Origin of the sequence: Seinonella peptonophila, assembly GCF_900129355.1 — a bacterium.
GTDB lineage: Bacteria > Bacillota > Bacilli > Thermoactinomycetales > Thermoactinomycetaceae > Seinonella > Seinonella peptonophila.
In genome coordinates this window covers 415661-433641 of sequence record NZ_FQVL01000002.1, presented here as the reverse complement: position 1 = coordinate 433641, position 17981 = coordinate 415661, and the positions used below count along the sequence as shown (strand labels likewise).

The 17981-nt window shown below is 41.1% G+C and carries 20 protein-coding genes and 1 pseudogene; 13 read left to right on the top strand and 8 right to left on the bottom strand.

All coding sequences use genetic code 11. The annotated features are described in order from the left end of the window. Window positions 1-13: 13 nt before the first annotated feature. Window positions 14-757, top strand: a complete 744-nt coding sequence (gene cas6, locus BUB71_RS06395) for a CRISPR-associated endoribonuclease Cas6 (RefSeq protein WP_073153985.1) — start codon at window positions 14-16, stop codon at window positions 755-757. A gap of 28 nt (window positions 758-785) precedes the next feature. Here the strand turns inward: cas6 and BUB71_RS06390 are convergent, their stop codons facing one another. Then, window positions 786-1526: a YheC/YheD family protein gene (locus tag BUB71_RS06390; protein ID WP_073153984.1), complete on the bottom strand. Its 741-nt coding sequence runs from the start codon at window positions 1524-1526 to the stop codon at window positions 786-788. A gap of 142 nt (window positions 1527-1668) precedes the next feature. On the opposite strand from BUB71_RS06390, the gene BUB71_RS06385 reads away from it, so the two are divergent. Then, window positions 1669-1950 (top strand): hypothetical protein, encoded by a 282-nt coding sequence (locus BUB71_RS06385; RefSeq protein WP_073153983.1) that lies wholly within the window; start codon window positions 1669-1671, stop codon window positions 1948-1950. 288 nt (window positions 1951-2238) lie between these two features. Here BUB71_RS06385 and BUB71_RS06380 read toward each other — a convergent pair whose 3' ends face one another. The 4 genes and pseudogenes from BUB71_RS06380 to BUB71_RS06365 form a co-directional block, all read right to left on the bottom strand. After that, window positions 2239-2562 carry a PTS sugar transporter subunit IIB gene (locus BUB71_RS06380; protein WP_073153982.1) on the bottom strand — a complete coding sequence of 108 codons (324 nt, stop codon included), beginning with the start codon at window positions 2560-2562 and terminating at the stop codon, window positions 2239-2241. Between the two features lie 62 nt (window positions 2563-2624). Then, window positions 2625-2951, bottom strand: a complete 327-nt coding sequence (locus tag BUB71_RS06375) for a PTS sugar transporter subunit IIA (RefSeq protein ID WP_073153981.1) — start codon at window positions 2949-2951, stop codon at window positions 2625-2627. Next, window positions 2951-4233: pseudogene (locus BUB71_RS06370) on the bottom strand (PTS sugar transporter subunit IIC). Before BUB71_RS06370 ends, BUB71_RS06375 begins: the two are co-directional and overlap by 1 nt. A gap of 34 nt (window positions 4234-4267) precedes the next feature. After that, a complete protein-coding gene (locus BUB71_RS06365; protein ID WP_073153980.1) occupies window positions 4268-5593 on the bottom strand; it encodes a 6-phospho-beta-glucosidase in 1326 nt (441 codons plus the stop codon). A 270-nt stretch (window positions 5594-5863) separates the two neighbouring features. Between BUB71_RS06365 and BUB71_RS06360 the strand changes: the two genes are divergently transcribed. The 3 genes from BUB71_RS06360 (at window position 5864) to BUB71_RS06350 (ending at window position 7833) form a co-directional block, all read left to right on the top strand. After that, entirely contained in the window at window positions 5864-6595 is a 732-nt protein-coding gene (locus BUB71_RS06360) for a GntR family transcriptional regulator (protein WP_073153979.1), read from the top strand. A 5-nt stretch (window positions 6596-6600) separates the two neighbouring features. After that, window positions 6601-7320: a chitin disaccharide deacetylase gene (gene chbG / locus BUB71_RS06355; RefSeq protein WP_073153978.1), complete on the top strand. Its 720-nt coding sequence runs from the start codon at window positions 6601-6603 to the stop codon at window positions 7318-7320. A gap of 150 nt (window positions 7321-7470) precedes the next feature. Next, on the top strand, window positions 7471-7833 hold the full coding sequence (locus tag BUB71_RS06350) for an EthD family reductase (protein WP_073153977.1): 363 nt from the start codon (window positions 7471-7473) through the stop codon (window positions 7831-7833). A 172-nt stretch (window positions 7834-8005) separates the two neighbouring features. Here the strand turns inward: BUB71_RS06350 and BUB71_RS06345 are convergent, their stop codons facing one another. Then, window positions 8006-8959, bottom strand: a complete 954-nt coding sequence (locus BUB71_RS06345; protein ID WP_073153976.1) for a hypothetical protein — start codon at window positions 8957-8959, stop codon at window positions 8006-8008. Window positions 8960-9168: 209 nt separating this feature from the next. Between BUB71_RS06345 and BUB71_RS06340 the strand changes: the two genes are divergently transcribed. Then, window positions 9169-9507, top strand: coding sequence for a hypothetical protein (locus BUB71_RS06340; RefSeq protein ID WP_073153975.1), 339 nt, complete (start codon window positions 9169-9171; stop codon window positions 9505-9507). 295 nt (window positions 9508-9802) lie between these two features. Here BUB71_RS06340 and BUB71_RS06335 read toward each other — a convergent pair whose 3' ends face one another. After that, a complete protein-coding gene (locus tag BUB71_RS06335; protein ID WP_139278998.1) occupies window positions 9803-10948 on the bottom strand; it encodes a hypothetical protein in 1146 nt (381 codons plus the stop codon). Between the two features lie 144 nt (window positions 10949-11092). Between BUB71_RS06335 and BUB71_RS06330 the strand changes: the two genes are divergently transcribed. The 7 genes from BUB71_RS06330 (at window position 11093) to BUB71_RS06300 (ending at window position 17166) form a co-directional block, all read left to right on the top strand. Then, window positions 11093-11752 carry a GntR family transcriptional regulator gene (locus tag BUB71_RS06330; RefSeq protein WP_073153973.1) on the top strand — a complete coding sequence of 220 codons (660 nt, stop codon included), beginning with the start codon at window positions 11093-11095 and terminating at the stop codon, window positions 11750-11752. A 15-nt stretch (window positions 11753-11767) separates the two neighbouring features. Beyond that, on the top strand, window positions 11768-12220 hold the full coding sequence (locus tag BUB71_RS06325; protein ID WP_073153972.1) for a pyridoxamine 5'-phosphate oxidase family protein: 453 nt from the start codon (window positions 11768-11770) through the stop codon (window positions 12218-12220). A gap of 132 nt (window positions 12221-12352) precedes the next feature. Then, on the top strand, window positions 12353-13795 hold the full coding sequence (locus BUB71_RS06320) for a 4-hydroxyphenylacetate 3-hydroxylase family protein (RefSeq protein ID WP_073153971.1): 1443 nt from the start codon (window positions 12353-12355) through the stop codon (window positions 13793-13795). A gap of 20 nt (window positions 13796-13815) precedes the next feature. Then, a complete protein-coding gene (locus tag BUB71_RS06315) occupies window positions 13816-14586 on the top strand; it encodes a carbon-nitrogen family hydrolase (RefSeq protein WP_073153970.1) in 771 nt (256 codons plus the stop codon). A 48-nt stretch (window positions 14587-14634) separates the two neighbouring features. Next, window positions 14635-15309: a DUF2848 family protein gene (locus BUB71_RS06310; protein ID WP_073153969.1), complete on the top strand. Its 675-nt coding sequence runs from the start codon at window positions 14635-14637 to the stop codon at window positions 15307-15309. 2 nt (window positions 15310-15311) lie between these two features. Beyond that, the gene (locus BUB71_RS06305) at window positions 15312-15656 is read left to right on the top strand and encodes a cupin domain-containing protein (RefSeq protein ID WP_073153968.1); all 345 of its coding nucleotides are present in this window, start codon (window positions 15312-15314) and stop codon (window positions 15654-15656) included. Between the two features lie 196 nt (window positions 15657-15852). After that, a complete protein-coding gene (locus tag BUB71_RS06300) occupies window positions 15853-17166 on the top strand; it encodes an MFS transporter (RefSeq protein ID WP_084731182.1) in 1314 nt (437 codons plus the stop codon). Window positions 17167-17220: 54 nt separating this feature from the next. On the opposite strand, the gene yknW is transcribed toward BUB71_RS06300, so the two are convergent. Further along, entirely contained in the window at window positions 17221-17913 is a 693-nt protein-coding gene (yknW, locus tag BUB71_RS06295; protein ID WP_073153967.1) for a YknW family membrane protein, read from the bottom strand. Window positions 17914-17981 lie beyond the last annotated feature (68 nt).

Here is a 17981-nt window from a genome sequence, read left to right as displayed (position 1 = left end):
AGAGGTGATATATATGCGAATTAAAGTAACCTGTTTTTTACCAAAGGAAGCATCTCTTCCATATTCGCTTAACTATGCAGTGAGTAGCTATTTGTATCGATGCATTACCTTAGTTGATCCTAAACTCGGTACTTGGCTTCATCAAGAAGGACTAAAGTATCATGGTCGTACGTTTAAGCCTATTGTTTTTTCCCGGCTACGTTTTGCCTCACGGCGAAACCGCACCACACATATGGAGGTGCAAGGGCATGTCACGTTCCAGGTTGATTCAATTAATCCACAAATTATCCGCCGCTTAATGGAAGGAATGTGGAAATTAGGCGAGTTTCAGCTATTAGATCTACATTTACCACTACAAAGTATACAAGTTATGAAAGCGATTACCTTTTCTGAAAAGATGCGATATCGGAGTATTAGTCCGATTGTAGTCCCATTGCAAATTGAAGGAAAACTCCATTTTTGTCATCCTTTAGAAAGTGATTTTTATGATCAATTGCGTAAATCTGTGGCCAATTGGTACTTTTTAAAATGGCATGAACGAATTTCTGAGGATACGTTTATTCGCTTGCGTTTGTTAGATCCTGAGAAATTTCAATTACGTAAGGCTGCCACCCTACTTGAATATAAGGAGAAGAAGATTAAAGGATACGAAATACCGTTATATGTAGAGGCTCCTCCGCGCGTTCAGCAGGTGCTTTATGAATCCGGTGCAGGAAGTTTGTCTAGTCAGGGATTTGGCATGTTGGAGGGGGTTTGAGTGACATATAAATGAGGAGCCAAGCTGATTAAGCCGCAATTTTTCGCATATAACGCAATTTGTGGAGTAGCTCTTTTTCATTTCGAAATACATAGAGTCCTGGATAAATGTTGATTTCGTAGATCCAGGGATGTCCTCTTTCATCGATTCCAATATCCAGTCCGAATTCATTCCATTTTGGATAATGAGAGCTAATGATATGTGTTGCAATGTGTGAAAGATAGGATAGTTGATCTATTAATTGTTTTTGTTTCCAATGAGGATAGTTTAAATGGTGATGAAATAGTCGTGGTATGGAAACAGGTATACCGCCACTATATGCATTTGTTGCAATCCCTTTTTCTGTTGCGACTCGACCGATGAATCCTCCAATTTCCCATTGATTGTGAATGCGAGTCAGGTGAACACGAATGTCAAAAAGGCGACCTGTTTTTGTTCTACTTTCAATTCCTTGTTGAATGATGTAAGGACGATTTTTTCTTTTTATGCGCTGAATTCGCTTCCATAGATTTTGTAAGGATGATGCTTTGTAAGAACGATTATGATCACGTGATGTAAGCTGATATCTCCCATCTTCATGAGCATCGATTCGTAGAATACCTTTGCCTTGACAAGAATTATCAGGTTTTACATATAGATATTGATGTCTTTGTAACATATAACGTAAGCTATTAATGGAGAGGGCTGTTGTCTCTGGCAGGTGGTTTCGGAGTCTTGGATGATGACTGAGTAGAAAAGTATTATCTAGTTTTCGTGTTATATCTGTCACTAGTTAGCACCTCCTTCCGCTTAAAATGTATATTTTTATATCTGAAAATACATATTCTAATGCCGGCTTTTTTCTACTGTATGATGAAACAATCGATTTGGCAGGGCGGCTGTTATTATTACTTATAGATTGGAGATTAGGGATGATTGAAGTTGTTTATATGATGAAAATGAAAGCAGATAATGGGTTAATGCTTGTGGATCAACATGAATTTGACTTTGAAATCGACCATCCAAATCAATTAAGTGATGATTATCATGAAAAGATATGCGATTTTCTTTTAGATTTGTATGAAGAAGAGGAGGAAGGATTAGAACCTGCCTATCAATTTGTAAACTTTTCTTATCAAGGTGCCGAGAAAGAGGTTGATTTAACGAACATCTTACAAAAAACTTTGCAAAAAAGAAAAAACCAGGAGTCATAATACTCCTGGTTTCAGCTTGTAGACAAAGTATAAGTAGCCTTCATTTCTGTGAGTCAAGCTTTGCATTTCGCCTCCAGTTCAGGCTGCATAGAAGTATTCTAGGCGCCACGACTGCTCGCTCAGGGTGGTATCAACTCGGCTATCGCCTCAGACAGTACTACCACCTATTCTTCGCTACACAGTCGTGGCTTGGTAGCGCCTGAAAGTCGGGCTACATTGCAAAAACATGCTTTATTTTCCATGATTTTTAACCAAAATATTGGTTTTTCTTCAGTCTGAAATCAGGAGTCATAATACTCCTGGTTTTTTCTTTTCAATTAAGCCTTTCGCTTGAGCTAGCACTTTATCACCATCCATTGTCCCATAAGCAATCGAATCAATCACATCGACTGGTATTTGGTGTGGTTTTGCCTTTTTTTGAATCTGTGTTTTCAGATATCGCACTTGTGGCCCAATCAGAATAACATCCGCTTGATCGAGTTTTGACTTTAAATCGGCTTCTGAAAGTGCTTCGATCTGGACTTCAATATTTTGCTTGGATGCTGCTTGCTGCATTTTATTGACTAGAATACTGGTTGACATACCAGCAGAACAAACTAATAGTATATTCATTGGTCGCTCTGTTACGAAGAGGAAAGCGAAAGATTTGAGATGCTCGTAACAGATTCCCTCCTTTATTTTGTAGATATTTGCTGATAGAGTTCAACAAATTCTTGTGCTAAATCTTTTACCGTCATTGAAGTCATGAGATGATCCTGTGCATGAATGAGTAGAATAGACGGCGCTTGTTCATTTCCAGCAGCTTCTTGCTGAAGTAAACCTGTTTGCACATGGTGAGCTTTTCGAAAAGATTCTTCTGCTGCTGCTAACTTTTCTTTTGCTGCTGGATAGTCGCCTGCTTTTGCGGCTTGAATTGCCTCCATTGCTGATGATCGAGCATCGCCAGCATGAAGAATCAATTGAAAAGAGATCTCAGCTAATGTAGAAGGTTGAGACATCATCATTCCCCTTCCGTTATTGGATTAGCTTTTAATAGCGCTTTTTCTGCTGATTTGATAAAGGGTAGATACAATAAAACGGCAATTGTCAAATTGATCAACTGTAGGATCACACCACTGATGTGACCGCCTGTTACCAGATATCCACTGATAAGCGGCGGTGTCGTCCAAGGCAAGATAGCAACGGTCTTAGGAACAAACCCAAGGCTAATTGCAAAGTATGAACTCAAAGTAAGTACTATGGGTGTTAAAATAAATGGAATCAATAGCATCGGGTTTAGGACAATAGGTAGTCCAAATAAAACTGGTTCATTAATATTAAAAATTCCTGCTGGGGCGGAGAGATTTGCAATGGTACGGTATTGCTTGATCTTTACGGAAATGAAAATCGCAATTAATAAAGCAATGGTAGCCCCAGAGCCGCCTAAAAAGACATAAGAATCAAAGAATGGCTTCGTTACAATATAGGGTACATCGAAGGCACTCGTTCCATGTGCAAATAATTGTTGATTTTTTTCGATCAAGGGTAGATAGGTGGAGTCGAGAATCGGTCCTAAAATATTTGTACCATGTAATCCAAAAAACCAAAGAAAGTGGTTGAGAAAAGCAATAATTAATGCTGCTGGTAAAGAGTTAGAGAGTGATTGAATTGGTTTTTGAATCGTATCGAAGATCAATTGATGTAGGCTAGTCTCAGCAAGTACTGTTAATAAAGTTTGGAACAGTCCAACTCCAAGCAGGATGATAAGAGCAGGAACTAAGGCTTTAAATGATTTAACGATGCCATCAGGAACAGTCTTTGGCATGCGGATAGTAAATTTAGAGTGAAAGAGTAAACGAAAGAATTCAGTTATGACAAGCGATGTAATCAAAGCGACAAAGAGTCCTTGTGCCCCTGACCAAGTAAGAGAAATACCCTGTTCTTGTGTTTTTGGATCCGTTACAACGGGATTATGGTGACCAATACAGCAGATAAACCATCTACATCGTAAGAACGAGCCAACTTATAGCTGATTGATCCAGCGACCAATAGTGACATAATGGCGAAAGAGCCATTCCAAACATTTCCTCCTACAGTTTTCCATGTATCGCCAAAGAGATAGGCCATCAGTTGTTGAAAAGCAGGAACTGGAAAGTTGTTGATTAGGATAACCAAGGAACCCACGATAATGAGCGGCATAATCGCGACAAATCCATCACGAATTGCAATAAGATGACGTTGTGAGCCTATTCTTCCAGCGACTGGCATAAACTTTTCTTCCAATAATTGCATCGCTTTACTCATATAGTAGTTACCCTCCTAGTAGAATTTTGACCCGTTAGAATTTGAATGAATGAAGATGAAACTGAGGTAAATCTTTTCGATGTGCTTCTAACATTTCATCCAGGATGGTCTTTGCTTTCTGATCACTAGGAATTAATGGATTCATGATCATTGCTTGGTAAGCAACCTGGTAATTTCCGCTAATTGCTGCTTCAACAACGAGTTCTTCAAATGCTTTCATCTGTTGGATCATCCCGCGTATGGAGCGAGGGAGTGGTCCAATTGCAAGTGGCTGTGGTCCTTTCCGGCTGATTCGGGCATTTGCTTCAATGACTGCTGTTGCAGGTAGATCAGGAATTGCACCTTGGTTTATGATGTTCACAGTCTGGATATCGCCAGTATCATTATAGATACTGTTCATAAGATTACATGCTGCATCACTATAATAGGCACCTCCGCGTTTTTCAAGTTCAACTGGTTTATGATCTAACTCTTGATCTTGGTATTTTTGGAAAAGCTCTGCTTCAATCTTTTGCACAATTTCTGCACGAGTTCCGTTCTCTTTGAAAGCCTGCAAGCTTTTTGCCAATACCTCGTCCGTTTGGAAATAATATTGATGATAGGGATTTGGAATAAGCTGAAGTGATTCAATAAATGTTTGCTCCCAACCTATGGAAACAATATTGGCTGGAGAGTATTGATCACCGTTTTGGATTAGCCTCTTGATCACCTCCTGTGTCCGATCAATCCCATTTTGCCAGACTCGCTTTCCAAAAACGAAATGATTCATTCCCACAAACTCGATTTCAATTTCGGCTGCTGTACATCCCAGCATTTCTGCGATGCTATTTCGCATATTGAAAGGAATGTTGCATACACCGATCACTCTTTTATGAGGGCTATGTTGAATCAGCGCTTCTGTTACGATTCCGGCTGGGTTAGTAAAGTTGATTAACCATGCATTGGGACAGAGTTCGTGCATATCCTTGGCAATATCAAGTAGAATGGGAATCGTTCGGAATGCCTTGAAAATACCACCTGCGCCATTTGTTTCTTGACCGATGACACCATGACTTAATGGGATACGTTCATCTTTTTCTCTCGCTGCTAATCCACCCACTCGTATTTGTGTTGTGACAAAATCAGCACCCTTTAATGCGGATCGACGGTCAAGAGTCATGCTGAGCTGAATCGGAAGTTTTACTCGTTTTATCATCCGTTTTGCAAGTGCAGTGATAATTTTTAGTTTTTCCAATCCTGCAGGAATATCGACAAGGACAATCTCAGTACAAGGGAAAGATTGGTAACGATTGATAAAGCCTTCAATAATTTCGGGTGTGTAGCTGGAGCCGCCTCCAATAATGACCACTTTCAAACTCATAAATGTTCCCTCCAGACCATGTTGTTCAACTAAATCTTGTTTGTCTATTGCATAGTAGGGTGATTAATTTGTTATAACAAGTTTAATATTTGTTATTACAATATTTGATGGTATTATCATAATAAAAATATGAGCAGATGTCTATCTATTTTTGTTAGCGTTTACAAAGGTGATTTTATCCATTTTTTCCGCTAAGATAAATAGTAGTAATGGTTAGCAATTGTTATGACAATAGAATTATTTTATTTGCGCTGAAGGGAGTTTATACTTGTGATCGAGAAACAGGCAGGTAAAGCGTTATATAGTGAGGTAAAAGATCGAATGATTGAGCTGATTCGTCATAAGCCACCTCATTCAAAGCTGCCAACTGAAGCGGAGTTTTGTGAGCGGTTTGCTGTGAGTCGAACCACGATTCGAACTGCCTTACAGGAGCTTGCTTTGGAAGGTTATGTATATAAACAACAAGGAAAAGGTACTTTTGTTGCCAATCATAAAGTGGATCAAATCCTCACCTCTACAGTAGAAAGTTTTCAGGATCAGTTGCTCTTGCAAGGTAAGCAACCAAATATCCGGGTTGTTCAGTTAGAAGTTGTCCCGGCGAATGAGAAAATAGCGGGTATTTTAAATGTGAAGGTAGGTGAGCCAGTCAATCGTTTAGAACGGTTGCGCTATGCAAATGAAGAGCCACTTCAATATGAAGTCGCCTACTTACCTTGGTCATCTACACCTGGATTGCAAAGAGAGGGATGTGAGCAGTCACTCTATCGTTTGTTAGATCATCAATTTTCTTTGAAAATCCATCGTACAGTTGAACAAATCGAATTGATCCATGCGAATCATTTGATTGCCAGTCAGTTAAGCATTCTTCAAAACGATCCTTGTTTCTATCTGGAAACTATCGCTTATTTGGCTGATGACCAACCGATTGAATATTCTGAGACTGTGTTTCGTGGGGATCGAGCGCGATTTGTGGTAGAAAGGAACTATAATCATAAAGGGTGATAATCTTGATCGATTTGATCGTGAATGCGGATGATTTTGGTTTATCCCGAGGTGTCAATCATGGGATTGTTGATGCGCACAAATATGGGATTGTAACTTCTACTACGATGTTAGTTAATATGCCTGGTGCATCCCATGCTGTCGAATTAGCGAAAGCAACGCCATCATTAGGCGTAGGCATTCATCTCACATTAACTTGTGGACGACCGATTCTTCATGTGCCGTCATTGATGAATGAAGATGGATTTTTTCGGTTAAGCAGTAGGGATCAGGATGATAAGCAAATCGACTTAGATGAAGTGGAAAGAGAATGGGTGGCGCAGATTGAAAAGTTTGCTTCGTTTGGTTTGGAACCAACGCATATGGATAGTCATCATCATGTACATGGATGGGAGATTTTACAACCGATTGTGGCTCGTGTCTCCCAAAAATATCAATTACCAGTTCGTAATCTATTTGAGCATTCTATTGCAGGGATGATTCCATTAACAGATTGGATCACATGTGACTTTTATGGTGATCACATCGATCATCAATTTTTTGATCGATTGATTGACCATGTTGAAAATGATTCTTCTGTAGAGGTGATGACACATCCAGCATATATGGATGCTTATTTACAAGCTAATTCCTCCTATTGTGAACCTCGAGTGAAGGAGTTGGAGATTTTGACGCAAGTAGAGTTAAATCATGTTTTTACACTGGTGCAAATGGGTCGCTTATAATCGTTGAATAAGTTAATTATTTTGGATAAATAGGAAAAAATCATTTTTTTTGCTAGAAATGACATGGATTCTAAGATATTATGAAAACGAAATAGTACTAATAAAAAATAGCGTATATTCTTGAGTTACCAGTTTGAAAGGAATGCGCCTATGTATAAAACAGTTGGTGTATATCGAAATATAAAGGATGTTAAGGCGTTTGAGGAATATTATGTAAACGAAGTGATGCCACGCTTTTTACGGTTGCCAGGCGTGATACGAATGGAGATTACTAGCTTATTTGATGTTACAGAACAACAGCCAAATGGAATGGAAAATATTCAGTTATTAGTCGAAACTTATTATGAATCGAAAAAGGCTGTACAGTATGTGTTATCTTCTTCGATTGGGAAAGATATTGCCAAAAAAATAATGGAGAATCCAACTGGAGAAGTAGCCAGTTTTGTAGGGAGAGAGAAAGTTTTTTATACAAGGGCATATTTAGAGGAGAAGAAAGAAGATCATCATGCATAGTTTTTACAAGGTATATGTGAAGGTACTATCTGATATTAATCAATAGATACATGAAAAATTGAATGATATAACACCACACCCCCATGTTGGTCGACATGGGGGTGTGGCTTGGGATGATCAGTTCCGTTCCGAGGTCAGATGACTGCGGCGTCAGTCATCAGCGCGAGAAGCTTCAGTCACTGCCAGGGTAGTCGTCGCGCCGCGGAGAGACACAAACATCGCCTTTTTCCGGTACAGGGTGACCGTTCCGGTCCTTCGGGCCGTCGGGAACCGTGTCCTCAGACTTCGGCTGGTCGGGAAGTGTGTCCTCCGCCGAGGTTTGGACGTGAATACGGCGCGGGAAGGTGCCACGGAAGTACTCCCCCGGGTTGGGAGCGTGGGGAGGGCAACCGTGATGCCCTTCGTCACCCGCGGAGTATCGCTCTGACGGCTGAACGGGAAGCGGGTAGGCTCCGGTGGGGTGCTGAACCGAAGGGACGTCCTGCTTCCAGCGGTCGACCTGCTCCTGGGTGGGAAGCGGCAAATTCCTGACGTTGCCGTACGGGTTCGTCTCCTCCACCCAGAGCGGCTTCTCTTCGGGCACGCCGTAGAAGGTGTGCTCGGAGGAGGGGTCCTCCCTGCGGGCGTAGACCCCCTTGATGAAGGCTTCCGCCTCCGGGTCCGGCGAGATGCCCTGCACGGACGAGCGTTGGACGGTGTGACCCGTTACGGTGATCTCGCGGTCGTCGTGGAGACGACCCAGGTGCAGCTCCACCTCCGAAGTGGGTCGGCTGTTGTCGTTCTTGTCCGCTTCCTCCAGGAGAGCCGTGTAGTCTCGCCCCATCGGGTCATTTCCCTTGAAGACGCCGGCGGAGGGCTGCATCGGGAACACGACCGTGCCGCGGGAGTTTTCCTCGGTAGCCGGCTGGTTGGACTGCTGCGTCCTGTTCAGCACACGGAGTTCGTCCGCGATGTGCGCGATGTGCGACGTTGCCGACAGCTCGTCCGGCATTTCGTTCTTCAGCGCATCGAGCCAGTTGATGAGCCCCACGACCATCTGGCGCAGCTGGGGGTTGTTCGGCTGGTCCGTGAGCAACTGGTGGATCGAATTGAACAGAGAGTTGACCTGCTCAAGAGCTGCGTACATCTGTCCTCCAGGTTCGGTAACTGATAAATTCCTTATAATGTTGTCATGTCCCCTGTGGGGATCACTTATGTGTCGCTACGAGTCACCTCGATTTCCAGTTTCGTCCCCGAATGGGGTGTGAGTATGGAAGATGTGCGATATTCTATAATTAGATTAGATCAAGCAAATGAAATATTGTCAATATAGTAGAATAAGAAAGGGGGATGTAGATGGATACCAATCCGTACTTCATGTTGTTCGCTATTTTTTTCATCGTTATGATTGTTGGAATCTTATTAACGATGAACAGGTTGGAAAAGAGATTGAAAAATGTTGAAAGACAATTGGCACAAATGGATCAGACTTATCCGATCATGGGTGAAAAAGCAGGAATCATAGAGGAAGATTTTCCTGATGCTTTATCAGCGCTTAAAATTCCGGTCGAATCAAAGCAGAAAATTTATGAATTGGTTCGACAAGGTAAGAAGATTCAAGCAATCAAGGAAGTTCGTATCGCTCGACCGCATCTCAGTTTAAAAGAAGCGAAAGATATAGTAGATCGACTTTGAAGTACATAAGCCCAACCTTTAGCCCGTTGGGCTTAACTTATAGACAAAGTCATGTGATCTACTCGTGATCGTGGCTTATGGTGACGCTCTGATTCGGCTTACGAGGAAATGTGGCTGTCGCGTTCTGACAGCTTTATCGGCAGGACAAAACTGGCCTCCTCTAGCATCCGCTTGCGGAGCCTTGAATCGTTTGACCAAAGGGAAAATGCCGCTTCAGCTGCCGTGTTGCTAAGCTGTGCCCGAATGGAGCATTTGCCGATTACTTCTCAATCGCTTGTCTCTATAAAATATCTTGCTACGTTTGCCATATCCAATTGGCGTACTTTTCTAGATCTTCGTGATAAAGGCGATTTTCGTTCCGTTGATCAAAACGGGTAGCCAAGTCAACTAGTGTTTGATTAAGCCAATGTACGATTTCATCGACATCAAATTCATTTTTTATTTTTGGTTGCAGTGGAAATGCTTGGGGAGGTTGAAACAGAATCGATTTTTTTCCTTCAGCTTGTAAACGATGGAAAAATAAACGTACATGTAGGTAAAAATCAAATCTTGCTGCTGGATTATCCTGTGGTCCTTCCCAAGGATCAAAACCTTTTACCACATGTTCCGTAAATAGATGATGGGCGTCCTCCAATTGGTCTGTCAATGCAAGATATCCCAATTGCCACGATAAATCATGATAGATTGATTCATGAATTAAGTAGTTACGAGTTCTTTGATAGAACTCTTCTGCTTTATTTAAATAACCTTTTTCCCATAAAGGCATGATAAGAAGGGAAGGTAAAGAGTTTTCTACGACTCCGTCCGTTACATGTCCATCAAGAATTAATGTTCCTACTTCTAGTGCTTGATCGATATCATCTAATATTTCAAATTGACTTCTTGCTCGTGTATATAAGTCCCATTCATAAGTTTCGTCAATGCGCTCCTCTTTTTTTTGCTCACTAAGCGCTTTTTCCCAAGCATAGTATGCTTCTTTTGCTTTTTTCAACTCGCCTAAGTCCGTTAATAAAAACATGCGTATTTTATGTTCTAGGACTTCATGTTGATAACCATCTGCTTTGATCCGTTGTAGATAGTCATCCAACAAGGCCCAAATTTTCTCTTTGCTGATTTCAGGATAGTTTACTGCAACATCGACGATGATAATGTAGTACCAATAATAGAGCAGTTCAAGTCCCTCTTCGCTGATCTCATCGTATAAGTTTAGGTCGCGGTCAAGGGCAGAGAATATCCAAGCTAAAGCAACTAATGACCGACGGTCACGTGCTGCTGCAAGCAAATCAATCCTTGCTCCGATGCCTAAAACGGTGAGTTGATGTTGGTCAGTAATCTGAATCAGTTCATTTAGTAAACGTACTTTTTCAGAGCGTTTCGTCGTTAATTCGGCTTGTTCCCATAATTCATCTATTCTCTCATTGGGGTCCATGATTAGGATCATAGCCTCCTTCAGCATTGGAATGTCCAAGAATATTATAACATTGGAAAATCAGTCGACGAATCAAAGTTGGAAAATAAGTTTTGACGACAGTATAATGAATATGGTATTGTGTATACATAAAAACAAACAAAGGTGAATGGAATCATGTCTGATCTCAATCTTCAACCGATTGAAAAAGAGGAGACAACGAAAGAGCGCGCCTACAAACGAGTAAAAGAAGCGATATTAAGTGGGAAGTTATCCTATGAATCCTTATTTACAGAGGTAGGTATGGCTAAAACGCTTCAAATATCTAGGACTCCTGTTAGAGAAGCGTTGCAGGAATTGCAGAAAGAGGGACTGATCATTGCTGTTCCACGTAAAGGGTTGATGGTGAAACGAGTCAGTCAACATGAGGTGGAAGAAGTATTTTTGCTTCGTCATTCTATCGAGTGTGAAGTGATCAGTCGTCTTGCTAAACAGTTATCACATGAGCAGCTAACTACCTTAGAGCAGATTTGCCATGAGCAGGAAGATGCGATGGAGAAAAAAGATGGAGGCCGTTTTATTAGCTTGGATCAAATTTTCCACATCACTTTGACACGCCTAGGGAGTTATCAACTTGTGGAGCAAGTGCTCGTCAACTTGCATGACTTATCTCAGTTGATCGGGCTGCAAGCTGTCAAGCGTGAACAGCGGATGGGTGAAGTGATCACAGAGCATCGCTTGATCATCCAAGCACTGGCTGCGCAAGATCAGACAAAAGCAGTTGCCATGATGTCCAATCATCTCTTAAAGACAAAAGAAGCACTACATATTGAATAAGGGAGTGGTATGTGAATGGGGAAACCACTAACTGAGTTAACGCCAGAAATGGTAGATATATTACAAGGGAAGACGGTGGTATTGCTCCAAGCTGTTGAGCCAGAGAGTCAAACCATTTATTCAACTGCATTATCTTGGGTCTATGCGATTGATCAGCAGACCATTCGATATGCAATTGATCATAAGTCCCAATTTATTCGTATTTTAGAAGAAAACCCAAACATTGTGCTTCATTTCATCGGCTGTGAAAGCGTTTTCCGTGTTGCTGGAAAGGCAAAATTGCGCGCAGCCAAAGCAGAAGATGTGTCCATTAATCTAGCATTAATTGAAGTGAAAGTGGAAGAAGTACGCGATATCATCTTCTTCGGTGGCAAAATCACCACAGATCCAGCATTTATCAAGACCTATGATGAGAAATTGATTGAGAAGCTAGATCGTGAAGTGGGTCAAGCCATTCATCGATTATAACGATTTGCATCCGACACCATCATGTGTCGGTCGTTTTCTAGGTTATGAATATAAAATTATACTTATTTAGCATTGGAAGAGCGCTTGATCAATTTATAAAGTCATTTGGTGGTAATGAGGAGGAACAAACAAATGAGAACAGGGCAGGAATATTTACAAGCCATTCAAGATCAACGAACCATTTATCTCAATGGGCAGCGAGTTGACAATGTAACAACACACCCTGCTTTTATTGGGATTACGCAAACATTTGCCTCAATGTACGATTTTGCTGCCGAAGAAGAGAATGGTATGCAATACCTGACAGAGGATGGAACAGTAGCAAATAAAGTATATATGATGCCTCGAAATCGAGATGAGCTAAGAGAACGACGGGAAGCGATTGAAAAATGGGCCAAGCAAACTTGCGGATTTGTAGGGCGAAGCCCTGATCATGTAGCGGCATTTTTAGCAGCTTTTGCAAGCCATGAGGAGATTTTTGCTCGCGGTGGTGAGCGATTTGCAAAGAACGTACAAGATTTTTATAAAAAAGCACGTGATGAAGATTTATTTCTATCCTATGTCATTATTCCACCCCAGATAGACCGTAGTAAGTCAGCCCACGAACAAAAAGAAGATCATTTACCTGTTGGTGTCTACGAAGAGCGACCAGAAGGCATCATAGTAAGAGGTTCACAGATGCTAGGTACAAGTGCCGCTGTCTCTGATTATCTATTTGTCAGTTGCATTGTTCCCTTACGGGAGGGTGATGAAGATTATGCCATCTCATTTGTTGTCCCAATCAATACCCCTGGTCTAAAACTCTATTCTAGACCTAGCTTTGCGATGGGCAAACCAAGTACATTTGACTATCCATTATCGACACAGTTTGATGAAAGCGATTGCTTAGTTGTCTTTGATGATGTATTGATTCCTTGGGAACAAATTTTTGTTTATCGCAATATTGAACTAGTTCGAGCCCAATTTCATGAGTCACCTGCACATATCTGGGGCAATAGTCAAGCACAGGTTCGCTTTGTAACCAAGCTAAAATTTCTAATTGGTGTTGCCAAGAAAATTACCGAAATGAATGGTACGGATCGCTTTCCACAAGTACAAGAGAAATTAGCCGATATGGCTTCACTTGCTGCTACGGTGGAAGGGAGCTTATTAGCATCAGAGTATCATTGTTTGGATCGAAATGGATATGCTGTGCCCAATCCGCGTTTTTTATATGGTGTAGTAGGAATGCAGGAGAGCATGTATTCTCGCCTTATTTCCATTTTACGCGATTTATCTGGGGGCGGTGTACTACAGGTTCCTTCATCGTATCTAGAGATGGTAAATCCAGAAACTCGTGAAGATATAAAGCGTTACATTCGATCAAGTCAAGGTGAATCGACAGAGAAGATTCAATTATTTAAGCTAGCATGGGATATCATCGGATCAGAGTTTGCAGGTCGCCATCAACAATATGAGCTCTTTTATAATGGAGCGCCTCATGTAGCAAAGGGGTATAGTTTCCGAAATTATAACTTCCAAGAAACCACGAAATTAGTTGATCAATTTTTAGGAAGTTATAGATTGCCTGAGTAAGTAATGTAGGAGGGATTGCGTTGAAAGTAGCATCTGTTCAGGTTGAGATTCGAGATGATGAGAGTAAAGAGGAAAGGATCAGCAGGGTTGAGAAAATGTTGGATTCATTAACTGATCATGATTTGATCATTTTACCTGAGATTTGGGCTACGGGATTCTTTTCATTTGATCGATATCAAGCAGAAGCAGAACCGTTAAATGGTGCTTTTCGAGAAAGGTTTGCTGCAAAAGCAAAGCAGCTAAATGCTTATTTTTTGGCGGGAAGTATGGTGGAACAGGAAGGCGAGCATTTTTATAATACTTCATTGCTTTTTGACCCGAATGGTCACTTGGTTGGGACATACCGTAAAATTCATCTTTTTCGCTATCAATCAGAAGAGGGGAAGATTTTATCCCCGGGAAAGGATCTAGGTGTTTTTCAAACTGAGTTAGGCACGGTAGCGCTCTCTACCTGTTTTGACCTTCGTTTTCCAGAGTTATATCGGAAACAGATTGACCAAGGAGCAACACTGTTTCTCGTCACCTCAGCTTGGCCGCTCGCTCGCTTAGAGCATTGGAATCTGTTAAATCGCGTGCGACCATTGGAAAATCAAACTTTCTTAGTCTCGAGTAATTGTGTAGGGTTGACACGAGGTTTTCAATTAGCTGGTCATAGTGTTGTGGTCAATCCGCGTGGTGTCCCGATCGCATCAGGAGATGAAACAGAGATGTTGATTCAGACAGAATTTGATTTAGCTCAGGTGAAGGAGATTAGAGAGAGCTTTCCCCAACTCACATGTCGCATGTTATAGAGATGATTCTAACAGAGATCGGAGAATGGGAAGGAGTTTTTATCAAGTATGGAATGGAGAGTTGAGCAACAAGTTCTTGAGTGGAAGCCACGTCGATTCGTTATTGCTGGTTACACTGGAAGAAATCAACGAGCAGTAAAAAAACATATTGAAGAGTTAAAGGAATTGGGTGTCCCAGCGCCAAGAACAGTTCCGATGTTGTATGACATCACACCAGAATTATTAACCCAGCAACAAGAAATTTCTGTTGTGCGAAATGATGGCAGTGGTGAAGCAGAAGTTGCTTTACTTAGGATCAATGGGGATTGGTATCTTGGTTTAGCAAGCGATCATACAGATCGTATATTGGAGGCTGAGTCTATCCAGAAATCAAAACAAGTTTGTGCCAAACCAATTGCCAAAGATTTATGGCCACTCGCCAGGATTCGGGCGTATTGGGATGAGTTGCAATTGACAAGTTGGGTTACGGTTGATCAGCAGGAGCAACTTTATCAATCAGGAACCTTGGCTGAATTTTTACCACCTGAACAATTGTGGACAATTGTGAATGAGCGTGGTTATGCAAGTGAGGAAATGGTGTTATTGTGTGGAACTTTGGCGTTGATAGATGGCGATTTCCGCTATGGAGAGGCATTTCGGGCGGAACTATATGATCCACGAAGAGACGAAACGATCAAATTACAATATCAAGTGCGTCTGTTAAAAGATGCAGAGGAGGATTAAAATTGGCAAAACCTGAGTTAGAGTTTATCGATTTTAAAAAATTCCCCAGTACTCCTTTTACAAATGTAAAAGGTTTAAGCGAACGAATCATTGCCAAAGATGCGGAAAGTGATGTAGCAACACGCATTTTACAATTTGAGCCTGGAACAGATACTTCACCTAATGGTGTGCAAATTCATGATTTTTGGGAAGAACTTTATATTATTGAAGGATCGATTATTGATTTGGAATTAGATGAAGAGTTTACAGCAGGAATGGTTGCCTGTCGACCACCAGGTATGAAACATGGGCCTTGGAAATCACCAAACGGGTGTAAGATTTTTGAAGTTCGCTATTACAGCAAATAGCCAATTTAGGAGCGAAATGGCTTTACTTCAAAATGAAGAGAAGCCTTTCGCTGATGAAATTTCATTACATGGAATGCCATGATTTCTGATGATTTTTTTTCAGGAGTGTAAATAGAATTTTCTTCTTATAATTGCAATCTTTTGGATCTCTTGATCATAAATGAAAGCGTTTTAATCAGAATAGGAGGGGAGTTCTTTGTCCAACTTACAGACACAGAATATCGCTACAATCAAGCCGCAAACACCTAGAAGGGCATTAATTGCTAGTTTAGTCGGAACTGTCATTGAATGGTATGATTTCTTTTTATATGGTGTAGCAGCATCACTTGTCTTTAATCATTTATTCTTCCCATCTGATATGGACCCGTTTGTCTCATTGCTCCTATCTTACGCAACATTTGGCATTCCTTTTTTCTTTCGTCCTTTAGGTGGGGTGATCTTTAGTCATATTGGTGACCGAATCGGACGAAAGAAAACATTGGTTTTTACAATTATTCTAATGGGTGTGGCCACCGTATTAATCGGTGTATTACCTGGCTATGCTGCTATCGGGATCGCAGCGCCTATTTTATTAACGCTTTTACGCGTAATTCAGGGAATTGGTTTAGGAGGAGAATGGGGAGGAGCGATCCTACTTGCAGTAGAATATTCACCAAAAGGAAAGCGAGGTTTATATGGAAGCATACCGCAAATGGGTGTACCAATTGGTCTCTTTCTAGGAACCATCGCTATGTCTGTTGTTTCGGTGCTACCTGATGATGCTTTTATGTCTTGGGGCTGGAGAATTCCTTTCCTACTGAGTGCGATTCTCGTCATCGTAGGGCTTTGGATTCGTAAAGGTGTTGATGAGACACCTGCATTTAAAAAAGTGAAAGAGACAGGAAACACAGCAGATTCCCCGTTGCTTGATACATTGCGTCAAAACTGGAAAACGATTCTTATTTTCTTAGGAATCAAAGTGGTAGAGGTTGGTCCGTTTTACCTCTTTACTACTTATATTATTGAATATGCGACCAAGCACTTAGAATATTCAAAGAGTGCCATTTTAAACCTTACTTCATTAGGGGCGATTATCTGTGCACTGATGATTCCGCTAATGGGGCATCTTTCTGATCGCTATGGACGAAAGGCTGTTTTTATTGCTGGGACAATTGGTATTATTATAACTGCTTTCCCTTACTTTTATTTGATCTCGTTAAAATCGAATTTGATGTTTGCAATTGCGACTATTATTTCTTTAGGAATTGCCTGGTCGGCGGTTACGGCACTGTTGGGTACGCTTTTCTCAGAAGCATTTAACACCAATATTCGCTATACAGGAATCACCGTTGGATATCAGTTAGGTTCTGCGCTTTTTGGTGGAACTGCTCCAATGATTGCGGCTGCACTGGTAAAACAATATCAAGGAGCTTGGACACCTCTAGCGATCTATCTGGTGATAACAGGCATTATTTCCCTTATTTCAATCTTCTTTATTCGAGAGACCCATCGAACGGAAATGCCGGATTAATAGTAGTATAACCCCAATTCTAATGAAGGAGGAATTGGGGTTTGTTTTATTTGCTCACTGACCAATGGCAGCAATCGCTACAGAGAACACTGCGCCTAATAGGAAGAAGATAGCTGCACCAAACCATGCTTTAGTTGGTGTTAAATTTGCGATTTTTTGCAAGCCAAGACCATATAAGATTACTGTCCAAATATTGAATGGTTCAATGGAAGAAAGTGCAACTTTCGATAAGCCTTCGACAGGTAAAAGCGCTCCTAGACTAAGTTCAGAAAATGGAGAGAGGTTCCCAGTAAAAAGTGTAAAGGCAGTGTCGACCAACAAAGCGCAAACAGCTAATAGGTATAAGTGGGTTTGGAAAGAGAATAATTGCTGAAAGTTTGCTTCTCCACGTAACCCTTTTACAATTAGCCAACTGACTGCAGCGCCGAGTAAACTGGTCAAACCAGCGGCGATTAGACCAAGAATACCGGAGAAAATCAAGGTTGATTGTTGGATTGAAGCCGCCGTTTCACCTGGATGCTGGGCAAGTATCGCTTTTAGTGTCGCTGGGTTTTGTAAACCAATATAATTGGCTAATAAGACAAGAAATGTTGTGATTCCTGAATAGATAAGTAACGTCTTTAGAAAAAGTGGCTTTTCTTTAATCTGTGTGAAATGTTCTTTCGGTGCTGTGATCGTTGACAAACAGGAAAGTTCTTTTTTTAACTGTTCACTCTCTTCTTGTTGTAACTCTTTTGCCTCTTCCATATGGATACCACCCTTCATGATCAAAATAGATTGGATTTTCTCTATATCTATGAAATAAGCAGAGGAAT